This is a genomic window from Leucobacter sp. gxy201, assembly GCF_051043335.1.
Lineage (GTDB): Bacteria > Actinomycetota > Actinomycetes > Actinomycetales > Microbacteriaceae > Leucobacter.
The window spans coordinates 525,540-539,962 of record NZ_JAMXWS010000001.1; the positions used below are offsets into that span (position 1 = coordinate 525,540).

Genomic DNA, 14,423 nt, shown 5'->3' on the forward strand with positions numbered 1-14,423 from the left:
CCGGCCCTCCGCCGTTTCCGCGCGCTGATCGCTGCATCGACAGGGATCGGCGTAACCTGAACCTTGCCCCGCGCCGCAGCGCGCACTCGACCTTTCGGAGGTACTCCGCACCATGACCGCTCTCTTCCGCGAAGCGCGCATCGACCCCGTCGCGATCTCGCAGAACATCGCGCATGCCGTGCAGCTCACCGGCACCGAGGTGATCGGCGTGGTGAAGGCGAACGGCTACGGGCACGGTGCCGCGACGGTCGCGCGGGCGGCGCTCGAAGGCGGGGCGCGGCGCATCGGCGTCGCCGACCTCGGCGAGGCGTTCGCGCTGCGCGAGGCCGGCATCGAGGCGCCGCTCATCGCCTGGCTGCACGGGCCGGGCACCGACTTCTCGCAGGCGGTGGAGCAGGGCATCGAGCTCGGCGTCTCGTCGGCCGCGCAGCTCGCCGCCGCGGCCGCTGCATCGCGCCCGGGGGCGCCCGCCCGTGTGCACCTGAAGCTCGACACGGGGCTTTCGCGGGGCGGTCTCGCCCCCGAGGAGTGGGACTTCGTCTTCGCCGAGGCCGCCCGCCTCGAGGCCGCGGGAGAGGTGCGCGTCGCGGGCATGTTCAGTCATCTCGCGAACACGACACCCGCATCGAATCGCGAGGCGCTCGACGTCTACCTCGGGGCCGTCGACCTCGCAGCATCCCTCGGCGTCGTGCCCGAGACGCGCCACCTCGCCGCGACGCACGGCACCTTCGAACTGCCGGAGGCGCGCCTCGACGCCGTGCGCTTCGGCATCGGAACGTACGGGCTCTCGCCGTTCGACGGGGTGACGTCGGCCGAACTCGGGCTGCGCCCGGCGATGACGCTGCGCGCCGCCGTGGTGAAGACGCGCAGGGTCGCCGCGGGCGCAGGCGTCTCGTACGACCACACCTACCGCGCCGAGCGCGAGACGACTCTCGCCCTGGTGCCGCTCGGTTACGCCGACGGTATTCCGCGCCAGGCCTCGGGCGCCGGCCCGGTGCTGCTGAACGGCCGCCGCTACCGCGTCGCGGGCCGCATCGCCATGGATCAGTTCGTGCTCGACGTCGGCGACGACCGGGTCGCCGAGGGCGACGTCGCGACGCTCTTCGGCGACCCCGCGAGCGGTGCGCCCTCGGCGACCGACTGGGCCGACGCCGCGGGCACCATCAACTACGAGATCGTGACGCGCATCGGCGCCCGCGTGCCGCGCACCTGAGCGCGGGTTCGGGGGCGGCCCCGGTGCGCGGCGCTCAGTGGATGCCCGAGAGGCGCGTCTCGTGCACGTCGAGCGCGAGCTCGGCCTGGCGCAGCGCGCTCGAACTGTAGCGCCCGATCGCGCGCTCCTCGAGCAGGGCGTCGCGCTGGGCGTCGAGCACGTAGCGGGCGACGCGCAGATACGCCTGCGCCGGCGTCTCCTCCTCGAGCCCCGCGATCGCGCCCGTCTCGGGCAGCGACACCGCGAGCGGTGCGAGCGCACCCCGCGAGCTCGCCCGCACCCGTTCGATCACACGGTCGGAGGGCACGGCGAAATCGGCCTCGTCGTGCGGCGGGTTCGTGAGGAGGTCGTCGAGGGCGATGTTGCCCGCTTCGATGAGGTCGCTGCTGAGCGACGCGAGCTCGAGGCCGTCGTCGTCGGTGCCCGCGCCGCCCGGCCACAGCTTCTTGATGACCGTCGGCAGTGTGAGGCCGTGCAGCAGCAGGGTGATGACGGCGACGAAGAACGCGATGAGGATGAGCTGGGGGCGCAGCGGCACTTCGGTCGGGATCGACTGCGCGGCCGCCAGCGTGACGACGCCCCGCATGCCGCTCCACGAGAGCACGGCACCGTCGCGCCAGCCGAGCCGCTGGTCGCGCTCGTGGGCGAGGTCGGCGCGCGAGCGCTGGGCGAGGCGGTCGAGGCGCTCGACCCGCGCCGGGTCGGCATCGTCAGCGTCGCGCAGTCGGCGCGAGATCTTCATGAAGCCGGCGCTGCGCAGCTGGTAGCGGCCGAGGTTGCGGCGCATCGAGAAGAGCAGCGGCACGAGGAAGAGGGCGCGGATGGCGATCAGCATCACGACGACGCCGATCGCGATGAGCGGCAGATGCCCGAGCTGCAGGTCGTTACCGCTGACGGCGTCGACGAGAGTGTGCAGTTCGAGGCCCATGATCAGGAAGACGCCGTTCTCGATGACGAACTGCAGAGTGCGCCAGTTGAGGCGCTCGTTCATGCGCGCGGTCGCGCTGAAGCGGCTCGCCGAGTGGTGGCCCGTGTAGAGGCCGGTGACGACGACGGCGAGCACGCCCGAGGCGCCGATCTCTTCGGCGGGGAGGAAGGCCACGAACGGCACCACGAACGAGATGACGGTGTCGTGCACGGGGTTCGTGAGCTTCGAACGCACCCACACCGTTGCGATGCCGATGAGGTAGCCGATGATGATGGCGGCGGTGACCGAGAATGCGAAGGTGCCGGCCGCGCTCCAGAATGCGAATCCGCCGGCGACGGCGGCGAGGGCGGTCTTCAGCAGCACGAGCGAGGTCGCGTCGTTGACGAGGCTCTCGCCCTCCAGGATGGCGACGAGCCGTTCGGGCATGCCGAGGCGCTTGCCGATGGAGGTCGCGGCGACCGCGTCGGTCGGGCTGACGACGGCGCCGAGCGCGACCGCGACGGGGAAGGGGATGGTCGGCACGGCGAGGTGCAGCAGGCCGCCGATCGCGAGGGCCGAGAGCAGCACCAGCACGACCGAGAGGCCCGCGATCGGCTGGATGTTGCGGCGGAAGTCGACGAGCGGCGTGTTGACGGAGGCGGCGTAGAGCAGCGGCGGCAGCACCCCGAGCAGGATGATCTCGGGGTCGACGCGGATGTCGGGCACGATCGGGATGTAACCGATGCCGATGCCGATGACGACGAGCAGCAACGGTGCGGCGATGCCGATGCGGGCACCGAAGATCGAGGTGCCGACGAGCAGCACGATCGCGATGACGGCGAGCAGTCCCAGTTCCATGGGAACAGATTACGGGCAGCGCCCGCTCGCCGCGCCGGTTACGCGTCTGCGACGGGCATGATTTCGACGGGCGGGGCTTCGGCGCCGTGGAAGGAGGCCCAATCCGAGACGGGCACGGCGAGCGATGCGGGGTCGAGGGGCGGTGCCGCGGCGGCGGTGCCCGCTGCAGGGATCGCCGTGATCTCGAGCGCCGCGCGCTTGCCGGCGCCGCGCTTCCACGTGCCGACGGTGCGCCCGCCCCGCACCACCGTCGCGAGGAACATGCCGTTGCGGCCCGGCACGATGCGATCGAGCTGCCCGGCGCCGAGCTGCGGGGTGCGCTCGGCGTAGCCGAGCAGATGCTCGTCGAACGCCGGCAGCAGCAGGGTTTCGGCGGTGAACCCGGCACCGGCACCGGCACCGGCAGAGGCCGCCTCGGCGGACCGGAGCGCGTCGAGCTTCTCGAGCGCCTCCGGCGCCGCCCACAGCGCCGCTGCCGCGCCGCTCGCGTTCTCCCGATGCACCGGGGCGAGCCTGCCGGCCTCGGCCGCGAGCTCCATCCCGCGGCGCGCGTCGCGCACGGGCAGCCCCGCCCACCAGGCCAGATCCTTCGCATGCACGGGGCCTCGTGCCGCGGCGTAGCGGCCTGCGAGCTCGGCGAGGGCGTCGTCGCCGTCGAGCTCGCGGGGCGCGGCGATCCAGTCGCGCGCGAGCACGAGGCGGGGCTCGCCGGTCTCGCCCGGAGGCCCGAAGACCGCGATGCCGTTCTGGCACAGCCACCAGATGACGTGGTAGCGCCAGTTGCTCGGCCACTCGATGCCGGCCTCCGTCCACACGCTCGACAGGCTGTCGCGGTCGTGCGAGGCGCCGCCCGCGAGCGCCTGCTGCGAGACGTCGACGAGCCGGTCGAGGTCGGCGTCGCTCATGCCGAGGTATTCGCGACGCTTCGGCGCCCCGGCGAGCACGCGCGCGTTCGTGGCCCGCTGCATCCACCTGATGTCCTCCGCCGCGACGACGTGCACCGTGCCGCGCATGGGCCACGAGCGCACGATGAGCCCCGTCGCGTACGCCGCGCGCACGTCCGCGATCGTCGACCCGGGGGTGCGCACGCCGAGCGCCCATTGCGCGGCCCGCCAATCCTGACCCTGCACGGCGAGCATGCGCCGCGCGGTCGCGGCGATGCGTTCGGAGCCGGACGATGATCCCTGCAGGGACGGGACCGCGTCAGCGGCATCTGCCCCGCGAGCGTTCAGCCCGAGGGAGCGCATGCGCAGGCGCAGCAGTTCGTCATCGGTCACGGCGGTGGCGCTCGCGGTCATGAGCACAGTGTACGAGCAGCCGCCGTCATCGCGCCGGGCGGCCCGCGACCCGTCGACGGCGCTGCGAGCGAACAGACGCCGGGTGCGCACTCGGGCGGCGTATCATGGCTAACGCTCGCAGGCGCAGCGAGGGTCGGCCGAACAGCCCGCGCACGCCCGCGCGCCCGCGCCCCGATCGCCCCCTCCGGAAGGCCGCCGTGTCCTCACTGCTGCGCATCATGCGCTTCACCCGATCGCTCACCCCCTATTACGTCGGCATCGCGGCCGCCGCGATCGTCGTGACGCTCGCGAGCCTGACCGTGCCGTTCATCACCGGCCGCGCGACCGACGTCATCGTGAGCGCCGTGTCGGCGACGGCGCAGGGCGGCAGCGCGGCCGGCGGCACGATCCGCACCGTGGTGCTGCTCGCCGTCGGGCTGCTCGCCGCGAGCCTCACCTCGACCCTGCTCAGCAACGTGGGCGGCTACTGGGGCGACGTCATGAGCGCGAAGATGCGCACGATCCTCTCCTCGCGGTACTACGAGCAGCTGCTGTCGCTGCCGCAGCGCTACTACGACAACGAGCTCACCGGCACGATCGTCGCCCGCCTGAATCGATCGATCAACGAGATCACGAACTTCATGAAGACGTTCTCGAACCTGTTCGTGACGATGTTCATGACGACCATCGCGGTGCTCGCGATCAGCGCCTGGTACTACTGGCCGCTCGCCGTGCTGCTCGCCATCGCCTACCCCGTGTACCTGTGGCTCACGGCGCTCACCAGTCGCAAGTGGCAGGTGCTCGAGGGGCGGAAGAACGACCACGTCGACATCGCCTCGGGCCGTTTCGCCGAAGTCGTCGGGCAGATGCGCGTCGTGAAGTCGTTCGTGCGCGAGCGCAGCGAGCTCGAGGAGTTCGACCGGCACTTCGACGCCACCGTCGGACTCACCGCCCAGCAGTCGCGGCACTGGCACGCGATGGATGCGCTGCGCCGCGGCGTGCTCAACGTCATCTTCTTCGCGCTCTACATCATCATCTTCGTGCGCACCGTCACCGGCCATTTCACGGTCGGCGACATGGTCATGCTCATCCAGCTCATGGCGCTCGCCCGGCAGCCGGTCGAGAGTCTGAGCTGGGTCGTCGACTCGACGCAGCGCGCCGTCGCCGGGTCGAAATCGTACTTCGAGGTCATGGAGCTCGACCCCGCCGAGGTCAAGGGGCGGGGCGGCGGGGCGCTGCCGCAGCCGCTCGAGACGGGCGCCGGTGTCGGTGCCGGTGACGACGACGGCATCGCAGCCGCCGCCGAGGCCGACGGCACGGGGGCCGACGACGTCGTGCGCTTCACCGAGGTGCGCTTCGGCTACGACGACGACCCCGACGTGCTGTCGGGGCTGTCGTTCACGGTGCGGCGCGGCGAGCGCATCGCGTTCGTGGGGGAATCGGGCGGCGGCAAGACGACCATCATGAACCTGCTCATGGGCCTGTACACGACCCGTTCGGGCGCGATCGAGATCGCGGGGGCGGGCGAGGGCGTCGAGGAGCTCAGACGCGGCATCGGCGTCGTCTTCCAGGATCCGTCGCTGTTCTCGGGCACGATCGCCGAGAACATCTCGTACGGCCGCCCCGACGCGACGCGCGAGGAGATCGAGACGGTCGCCGAGCGCGCGGCCGTGTCGCAGTTCGTCGCGCGCTTCCCCGACGGCTACGACACCCTCATCGGCGAGCGCGGCATCAAGCTCTCGGGCGGCCAGAAGCAGCGCATCGCGGTCGCGCGGGCGATGCTCAAGGACGCGCCGATCATCGTGCTCGACGAGGCGACCAGCGCGCTCGACACGAAGTCGGAGCGGCTCGTGCAGGCCGGCCTCGACGACCTCATGCAGGGCCGCACGAGCTTCATCATCGCGCACCGGCTGTCGACCATCGCCGAGGTCGACCGCATCATCACCCTGCGCGAGGGCCGCATCGACGAGATCGGGTCGCCGGCCGAGCTCGCGCGCTCGGGCGGCATCTACGCCGAGCTGCTCGCGCTGCAGCATTCGGCGTCGAAGGCCGACCGCAAGCGCATGAGGCGCTTCGACCTCGTCGGGTAGCCGCGCGCGGTCCGTCCCGCGATGTCCGCGGTCTGTGCCACTGTTGAGGGGTATCGCCCGCCCGGCAATTCTCGAATGGAGCTCCCGATGCACGAGATCAAGTGCCCGCACTGCGGCAAGGCGTTCACCGTCGATGAGGCGGGCTACGCCGACATCCTGAAGCAGGTGCGCGACCGCGACTTCGAACAGCAGCTGCACGAACGCCTCGCCCTCGCCGAGACCGACAAGCAGAACGCCCTCGAGCTCGCCCGCGCCACCGCGGCCGGCGAACTGCAGCAGGCCGCCGCTGCGAAGGAGGCGCAGATCCAGGAGCTGCGGGCGCAGATCGACGCGGGCGCGACCGCGCAGAAGCTCGCCGTTGCAGAGGCGCTCGCCGCAGTCGAGAAGCAGCGCGATGAGCTCGCGACCGAGCTCGCCCGGACGAAGCGCGACGGCGAGGCCGCGAGCGAGCTCGCACAGGCGCGGCTCGCGGCCGAGGTGCAGCGCGCGGAGGCCGAGAAGGACGCGGAGATCCAGCGCCTCAAGGCGCAGGTCGAGGCGGGGCAGACGGCGCAGAAGCTCGCGGTGACCGAGGCGGTGGGCGCGCTCGAGAAGCAGCGCGACGAACTGAAGAGCGGCCTCGACCGGGCGGCGCTGGAGAAGGAGCTCGCGGAGCGGGCGCTGAAGGAGCGCTACGAGGCGCAGCTCGGCGACCGCGACGAGCAGATCGAGCGACTGCGCGACATGAAGGCGCGCCTGTCGACGAAGATGATCGGCGAGACCCTCGAGCTGCACTGCGAGAACACCTTCAATCGCTACCGCGCCATGGCCTTTCCGAACGCCTACTTCGAGAAGGACAACGACGCGCGCACGGGCAGCAAGGGCGACTACATATTCCGCGACTTCGACGACGCGGGCATCGAGCTCGTCTCGATCATGTTCGAGATGAAGAACGAGGCCGACACGACGGCGACGAAGAAGAAGAACGAAGACTTCTTCAAAGAGCTCGATAAGGATCGCACCGAGAAGGGCTGCGAGTACGCCGTGCTCGTGTCGCTGCTCGAACCCGACAGCGAGGTCTACAACGACGGCATCGTCGACGTGTCGCACCGCTACCCGAAGATGTACGTCGTGCGACCGCAGTTCTTCATGCCGCTCATCACCCTGCTGCGCAACGGTTCGCTGAATGCGCTCAAGTACAAGGCCGAGCTCGAGCAGGTCAAAGCGCAGAACATCGACATCACGCAGTTCGAGGAGCACCTCGACAAGTTCAAGGACGCGTTCGGTCGCAACTACGACCTCGCCTCGCGGCAGTTCCAGGAGGCGATCGACCGCATCGACAAGTCGATACTCGAGATGCAGCGGGTGAAGGAGAACCTGCTGAAGTCCGAGAACAACCTGCGCCTCGCCAACGACAAGGCGCAGGGCGTTACGATCAAGAAGCTCACCCGCGGCAATCCGACGATGCAGGCGAAGTTCGCCGAGGTCGACGCGGCGGCACGGCTTTCCGCCGCACCCGAAGACGCCTAGGAGGGCGAACGCCGACATGAACCTGGGATCGATACTCGCGGCCCGCCGCTTCGACGAGCCGGAGGACGCCTACGCGGCGTTCGAGGAGTGGGCGCTCGAGGAGAAGGGCCTGCGCCTGTACCCGGCGCAGGAGGAGGCGATCCTCGGCATGACGCTCGGCTCGAACGTCATCCTCGCCACCCCGACCGGCACCGGCAAGTCGCTCGTCGCGATGGGGGCGCACTTCATCGCCCTCGCCGAGGGGCGGCGCACCGTCTACACCGCGCCCATCAAGGCCCTCGTGAGCGAGAAGTTCTTCGATCTCGTGGGCGTGTTCGGCGCCGAGAACGTCGGCATGGTGACGGGCGACAGTTCGATCAACTCCGATGCGCCGATCCTCTGCTGCACCGCCGAGATCCTCGCGAACCTCGCCATCCGCGACAAGAACGTCGACAATCCCGACGCGGGCGGCATCACCCAGGTCGTCATGGACGAGTTCCACTACTACGCCGATCCCGACCGCGGCTGGGCCTGGCAGGTGCCGCTGCTGCTCATGCACGACGCGCAGTTCCTGCTAATGTCGGCGACGCTCGGCGACGTCACCGAGCTCGCCGCAGACCTCGGCGACGCGACCGGACGCGACACCGCGCTCGTCACCGGCGTCGAGCGCCCGGTGCCGCTGAGCTTCGCCTATGCGGTCGCCTCGGCACACGAGGTCGTGGAAGAGCTCATCGCCGACCGCGAGACCCCCGCCTACCTCGTGCACTTCAACCAGTCGCACGCGGTCGAGCAGGCGCAGGCCCTGTCAAGCATCAAAGTCGTCGACCGCGCAGGGCGCGACGCGATCGCCGCCGCCATCGGCGACTTCCGCTTCTCGACCGGCTTCGGGCAGACCCTGTCGCGCCTCGTACGATCGGGCATCGGCGTGCACCATGCAGGCATGCTGCCGCGCTACCGCCGCCTCGTCGAGCAGCTCGCCCAGCGGGGCCTGCTCAAGATCATCTGCGGCACCGACACCCTCGGCGTCGGCATCAACGTGCCCATCCGCACCGTCGTCATCACCGCGCTCACCAAGTTCGACGGCGAGAAGATGCGGCGGCTCTCCGCCCGCGAGTTCCACCAGATCGCGGGCCGCGCCGGCCGCGCCGGCTACGACACCGAGGGCGACGTCATCGCGCTCGCCCCCGAGCACGAGGTCGAGAACGCGAAGATGAGCGCGAAGGCCCAGGCGAAGGCGGCGGCCGGCAAGAAGGTCGGCAAGGGGCCGAAGAAGAAGTCGGCGCCGCAGGGCTTCGTCGCCTGGAGCGAGCAGACCCTCGACAAGCTCGTCGCCTCCGAGCCCGAACCGCTCGTGAGCCGCATGCGCGTCACCCATTCGATGGTGCTCGGAGTCATCGGCCGCGGCGAGGAGTGGGAGGGCGAGGCCCTCAACACCATGCAGATGCTCATCTTCGACAGCCACGAGCCGAAGGCGCGCCAGTTCGCCCACGCCCGCACGGCGCTCGAGATCTTCCGCACCCTCAGGAACGGCGGCATCGTCGAAGCGCACGAGCGCGTCGACGAGCGCAGCGGACGCACCGAGAAACTCTTGCGCCTCACCGTCGAACTGCAGGCGAACTTCGCCCTGAACCAGCCGCTGTCGCCGTTCGCGCTCGCCGCGATCGAACTGCTCGACCCCGAATCCGAGCACTACGCGCTCGACGTGATCTCGGTCATCGAGGCGACGCTCGAAGACCCGCGTGCGATCGTGCGCGCCCAGGAGCATCGGGCGCGCGGCGAGGCCGTCGCCGAGATGAAGGCCGAGGGCATCGAGTACGACGAGCGCATGGAACGGCTCGAGGCGATCACCCATCCGCAGCCGCTGAAAGAGCTGCTCGACGAGGCCTTCCGCGCCTACACGAAAGAGGTGCCGTGGGCGCGCGACTACGAGCTGCGCCCCAAATCGGTCGTGCGCGACATGGTCGAGCGCGCCTTCGGGTTCCGCGACATCGTGTCCTTCTACCAGCTCGGCCGGGCCGAGGGCGGCGTGCTGCGCTACCTCTCCGACGCGTACCGCGCCCTCGAGCGCACCATTCCCGAGCAGGCGAAGACCCCCGAACTCGAAGAACTCATCGACTGGCTCGGGGAGCTCGTGCGCCAGGTCGATTCGAGCCTCGTCGACGAATGGGCAGCCACGCTTGAACTCGAGAACGGAGTCCTCGACGCGGGGCTGTTGCCGCACACGGCGGCACTCGCAAACCCGGAGGCGGCGGCCGAGCACGCGGCGGCGCTGCACCCCGAGGGCGACGCCGCGATGCTCGCCCCGCCCACCCGGTCGGTGCTGCAGAACGAGCGCGCCTTCACCGTCATGGTGCGCAACGCGCTCTTCCGGCGCGTGCAGGCGGCGGCGTTCGAGCGCTACGCCGAGCTCGCCGAGCTCGACGGCCCGCACGGCTTCGGCGGCGACGCCTGGCGCGACGCGCTCGACGGCTACTTCACCGAGTACGACGCGATCGGCGTCGACGCCGATGCGCGGTCGGCAGCCCTGCTCGAGCTCGACCGCGGCGACGAGGCGCGCGCGGCGGGGGAGTGGCGCTTCCGCCAGGTGCTGCTCGACCCGGCGGGCGACCGGGACTGGGGCATCGAGGGCGCGATCGACCTCGCCGAATCGGAGCTCGCGGGGGAGCCCGCCGTGCGCGTGCGGCGGGTCGGCCCGCTGCACGACTGACCGCTCCCGACCCCGCGCGAACGCCGACTGCTAGGCTGAATCGCGATGACTCCGAGCTCGTTCCCCCCGGTCTTCGCACCGGCCCCGTGGCTGCTGCCGCACCCCGGCACGAACGGGTACGTCTCGTCATGGGGCGCCATGCTCTCGGGAACGGCTCCCACGCGGGTCGCAGCCTGACCCCGCCCGGCAGCGCCGCTCGCGCGCTCCCCGGCCGGGAATCCCGACCGACTGCGCACCACGAACGGACGATCCCGTGACCCCGTCACCCGCACCCCGCACCACCTTCCCCCACTACGGCACCTTCGCCGAGGCGCGACGCATCGCGGCGCTGCTGCGCAAGGAGACCGTCGGCGGTATCCTGCTCGTCGCCGCCGCGCTCATCGCGATCGTATGGGCGAACTCACCCGCCTCCGATGCCTACTTCGCGCTGCGCGATCTCGAGATCGGGGTCGAGCCCTGGCATCTGCGCCTGAGCCTCGGGGCCTGGGCCGCCGACGGGCTGCTCGCCATCTTCTTCTTCCTCGTCGGCATCGAGCTTAAGAAGGAGTTCGTCGCGGGCGATCTGCGGAAGTTCCGCACCGCGATCCTGCCGATCGCCGCCGCGGCGGGCGGGGTCGTCGTGCCCGCGCTCATCTACACCGCGATCGTGTGGCCGCACCCCGAACTGCGGCACGGCTGGGCTATCCCGACCGCCACCGACATCGCCTTCGCGGTCGCGGTGCTCGCGATCATCGGCTCCCACCTGCCCACCCCGCTGCGCATCTTCCTGCTCACCCTGGCCGTGGTCGACGACCTGCTCGCGATCAGCATCATCGCGGTCTTCTACACCGACCGCATCGAGGCGGTACCGCTCGCGCTCTCGTTCGCCGCGATCGCCGTCTACGGCCTCATCGCGCAGACCGGACGCCGCTTCTTCGCCCGGTACCCGGTCGCGGCCTGGCTGATCCTGCTGCCGATCGGCGCGGTCGCGTGGGCGCTGATGCACGCCTCGGGCATCCATGCCACCATCGCGGGAGTGCTGCTCGGCTTCACCATTCCCGTGCTGCACCGCAGGGCCGACCGGGGCGAGCCCGGGCCCGGGCTCGCCGAGGAGTTCGAACACCGGTTCCGGCCGCTGTCGGCCGGCTTCGCGGTGCCCGTGTTCGCGTTCTTCGCCGCCGGCGTCTCCGTCGGCGGCTGGTCGGGCGTGCAGACGGCGCTGACACATCCGGTCACCTATGCGATCGTCGCGGCACTCGTACTTGGCAAGCCCCTCGGCATCGTCACGACCACCTGGCTCATGACGAAGGCGACCGGCAGCCGCCTCGACCCCGCCCTGCGCTGGATCGACATGGTCGGGGTCGGGCTGCTCGCCGGGATCGGGTTCACGGTGTCGCTGCTCGTCGCCGAGCTCGGGTTCCCGAACGGCGCCATCGAGCACGACTACGCCAAGGTCGCGATCCTCGCCGCTTCGCTCATCGCGGCCGCCCTGGCCTCCATCCTGCTCGGGGTGCGCAACCACCAGTACGGCCGCATCAGGCACCGCGACCGGGCCGATCTCGACGGCGACGGCATTCCCGACGCGTACCAGCGCGAGTCGGGGCCCGCCGACCCCGGGGCCCCGACCCCTTAGACTGCTCCCATGCGCCTCGGAGTCATCGACGTCGGTTCGAACACCGTCCACCTGCTCATCGTGGATGCCCACCCGGGCGCGAGCCCGGCGCCGTACCATTCGCAGCGCTCGGTGCTGCGGCTCATGCGCTACCTCGACGCCGATGGCGCCATCACCGAAGCGGGCGTGCAGCGCATTCTCCAGGCCGTCAGCGAGTCGGTGCGCACGGTGCGCGAGATCGGCGTCGACGACATGATCGCGACGGCGACCAGTGCCATCCGCGAGGCCGCGAACGGCGAAGAGGTGCTGGCCCGCATCGAGCGCGAGGCGGGCGTGAAGCTCGACGTGCTCTCGGGCGAGGACGAGGCGCGCATCACCATGCTCGCGGTGCGCCGCTGGCTCGGCTGGTCGGCCGGCGAGATCCTGCTCTTCGACATCGGCGGCGGCTCGTTCGAGATCGCCCAGGGCGCCGACGAATACCCCGACGTGCAGGTGTCGCTGCCGCTCGGCGCGGGCCGCTCGACCATCAACTACCTGGCTGAGGATCCGCCGTCGCGCGAGGCGGTCTCGCGCCTGCGCGCGCATTCCCGCGCCGAGTTCACGCGCGTGCGCGACGAGCTCTTCAGCGACCGGCCGCAACCGAAGCGCGTCGTCGGCACGTCGAAGACGATCCGATCCCTGGCGAGGCTCATCGGCGGCCCGGCAGATGCGGTGACGGGCGATCTCGCTCAGCTGCAGTACGTCGGCCTGCGCGAGTGGGAGCCCGCGCTGCGCGACATGCCCGGGTCGGTGCGCGAGTACCTGCCCGGCATCACCCCCGAGCGCGGCTACCAGATCATGGCGGGCGCCGTCGTGCTGCGCACCGCGATGAAGGTGTTCGGCGTCGACACGCTCACCATCTCGCCGTGGGCCCTGCGCGAGGGGATCGTGCTGCGCTACATCGACGCGCTCGACGGCCGCGGGGCCGACCCGGTCGACCACGCGGAAGCCCGCGCCGAGTAGCCGCCGAGCCCGGTGCGAAGCCTCCGCCGAGCGCCCGCACCGGCCCGGCCCGTTGTCGGGACCCGACCGCCCGCGCGCGCGAATACCCGCGGCCGCATGTGCGGTTCGTAACCATTTGGTATCTGCTCTGGCGACCCCGATGCGATCTCCGGTAGGAATAGGCGGAATGGTTCTGATTTCGTCTGTCTCGGCGGGCGATCGACTGGGAGGCATGAATTGTCTAAAACTCACGTGAAGAAGTTGATCGGCAGCGTCGCCGTCGCCGGCCTGCTGCTCGGGCTCGCGGGCTGCGGCCAGTCGGGCGAAGCCGGGTTCAAGCCGTGCATGGTCTCCGACGAGGGCGGGTTCGACGACAAGTCGTTCAACCAGCTCGGATTCGAGGGCCTCCAGAAGGCCGCAGACGAGCTCGGCGTCGAGATCGCCAAGTCCGAATCGAAGAGCGCGAGCGATTACGAGGCGAACCTCGACGGCCTCGTCTCCGAGGGCTGCACCTTCATCGTCTCGGTCGGCTTCATGCTGAGCCAGCCGACCGTCGACTCGGCCCTCGCGAACCCCGACATCGACTACGCCATCATCGACGATTGGGCCGACAACGACGGCGACGGCGAGACCGACGCGCCGAACGTGAAGCCGCTCGTGTTCGACACCGCCCAGGCGGCGTTCCTCGGCGGCTACGCAGCGGCCTCGTACTCGACCACCGGCACCGTCGGCACCTTCGGCGGCGCCAAGATTCCGCCGGTGACGATCTTCATGGACGGCTTCGCCGACGGCGTCGCCTACTACAACGAGCAGAACGGCACCGACGTCAAGGTCATCGGCTGGGACGTGACCGGCCAGGAGGGCCAGTTCACGAACGAGTTCGCCGCCAACGACACCGCGAAGCAGATGGCGCAGGGCCTCCTCGACCAGGATGCCGACGTGCTGCTGCCGGTCGGCGGCCCGATCTACCAGTCGGCCGCAGAGGCCATCCGCGACTCCGGCGGCACTGCGGCCCTCATGGGCGTCGACGCCGACGTGTTCGAGACCGACCCGTCGGTCGCCGACATGCTGCTCGCATCGATCATGAAGGGCATGGACGTCGCCGTGTACGACGCCGTCATGGAGGCGTCCGAAGACAAGTTCTCGACCGATCCCTTCGTCGGCACGCTCGAGAACGACGGCGTATCGCTCTCGGGCTTCCACGACTTCGAGTCGAAGGTGAAGCCCGACCTGCAGGCGCAGCTCGACGAGATCCGCGCCGGCATCATCGACGGTTCGATCAAGGTGGAGTCGCCCTCGTCGCCGTAAGAC

General features: G+C 70.4%; 10 protein-coding genes. 8 read left to right on the top strand and 2 right to left on the bottom strand.

The window, feature by feature from the left end; genetic code table 11:
• The first annotated feature begins 112 nt into the window (after window positions 1–112).
• On the top strand, window positions 113–1,213 hold the full coding sequence (gene alr / locus NHL51_RS02380; RefSeq protein ID WP_434141551.1) for an alanine racemase: 1,101 nt from the start codon (window positions 113–115) through the stop codon (window positions 1,211–1,213).
• A gap of 34 nt (window positions 1,214–1,247) precedes the next feature.
• On the opposite strand, the gene NHL51_RS02385 is transcribed toward alr, so the two are convergent.
• Together NHL51_RS02385 and NHL51_RS02390 are read right to left on the bottom strand one after the other, a co-directional pair.
• Window positions 1,248–2,978 (bottom strand): cation:proton antiporter, encoded by a 1,731-nt coding sequence (locus tag NHL51_RS02385; protein ID WP_434141552.1) that lies wholly within the window; start codon window positions 2,976–2,978, stop codon window positions 1,248–1,250.
• A 38-nt stretch (window positions 2,979–3,016) separates the two neighbouring features.
• Entirely contained in the window at window positions 3,017–4,276 is a 1,260-nt protein-coding gene (locus tag NHL51_RS02390; RefSeq protein WP_434141553.1) for a winged helix DNA-binding domain-containing protein, read from the bottom strand.
• A gap of 197 nt (window positions 4,277–4,473) precedes the next feature.
• Between NHL51_RS02390 and NHL51_RS02395 the strand changes: the two genes are divergently transcribed.
• The 7 genes from NHL51_RS02395 (at window position 4,474) to NHL51_RS02425 (ending at window position 14,420) form a co-directional block, all read left to right on the top strand.
• Complete coding sequence (locus NHL51_RS02395; protein ID WP_434141554.1) at window positions 4,474–6,345, top strand: ABC transporter ATP-binding protein; 1,872 nt, start codon at window positions 4,474–4,476, stop codon at window positions 6,343–6,345.
• 87 nt (window positions 6,346–6,432) lie between these two features.
• A complete protein-coding gene (locus NHL51_RS02400; RefSeq protein WP_434141555.1) occupies window positions 6,433–7,854 on the top strand; it encodes a DUF2130 domain-containing protein in 1,422 nt (473 codons plus the stop codon).
• Window positions 7,855–7,870: 16 nt separating this feature from the next.
• Entirely contained in the window at window positions 7,871–10,540 is a 2,670-nt protein-coding gene (locus tag NHL51_RS02405) for a DEAD/DEAH box helicase (protein ID WP_434141556.1), read from the top strand.
• Between the two features lie 45 nt (window positions 10,541–10,585).
• Window positions 10,586–10,717 (top strand): hypothetical protein, encoded by a 132-nt coding sequence (locus tag NHL51_RS02410; RefSeq protein WP_434141557.1) that lies wholly within the window; start codon window positions 10,586–10,588, stop codon window positions 10,715–10,717.
• A gap of 76 nt (window positions 10,718–10,793) precedes the next feature.
• Window positions 10,794–12,152, top strand: coding sequence for a Na+/H+ antiporter NhaA (gene nhaA, locus NHL51_RS02415; RefSeq protein ID WP_434141558.1), 1,359 nt, complete (start codon window positions 10,794–10,796; stop codon window positions 12,150–12,152).
• 9 nt (window positions 12,153–12,161) lie between these two features.
• A complete protein-coding gene (locus tag NHL51_RS02420; protein ID WP_434141559.1) occupies window positions 12,162–13,133 on the top strand; it encodes a Ppx/GppA phosphatase family protein in 972 nt (323 codons plus the stop codon).
• A gap of 216 nt (window positions 13,134–13,349) precedes the next feature.
• A complete protein-coding gene (locus tag NHL51_RS02425; RefSeq protein WP_434141560.1) occupies window positions 13,350–14,420 on the top strand; it encodes a BMP family lipoprotein in 1,071 nt (356 codons plus the stop codon).
• Window positions 14,421–14,423: the final 3 nt, after the last annotated feature.

Coding starts and splice junctions, on each gene's coding strand:
- NHL51_RS02405 (WP_434141556.1), top strand. CDS start 7,871: ATGAACCTGGGATCGATACTCGCGGCCCGCCGCTTCGACGAGCCGGAG.
- NHL51_RS02400 (WP_434141555.1), top strand. CDS start 6,433: ATGCACGAGATCAAGTGCCCGCACTGCGGCAAGGCGTTCACCGTCGAT.
- NHL51_RS02420 (WP_434141559.1), top strand. CDS start 12,162: ATGCGCCTCGGAGTCATCGACGTCGGTTCGAACACCGTCCACCTGCTC.
- NHL51_RS02390 (WP_434141553.1), bottom strand. CDS start 4,276: ATGACCGCGAGCGCCACCGCCGTGACCGATGACGAACTGCTGCGCCTG.
- alr (WP_434141551.1), top strand. CDS start 113: ATGACCGCTCTCTTCCGCGAAGCGCGCATCGACCCCGTCGCGATCTCG.
- NHL51_RS02410 (WP_434141557.1), top strand. CDS start 10,586: ATGACTCCGAGCTCGTTCCCCCCGGTCTTCGCACCGGCCCCGTGGCTG.
- NHL51_RS02385 (WP_434141552.1), bottom strand. CDS start 2,978: ATGGAACTGGGACTGCTCGCCGTCATCGCGATCGTGCTGCTCGTCGGC.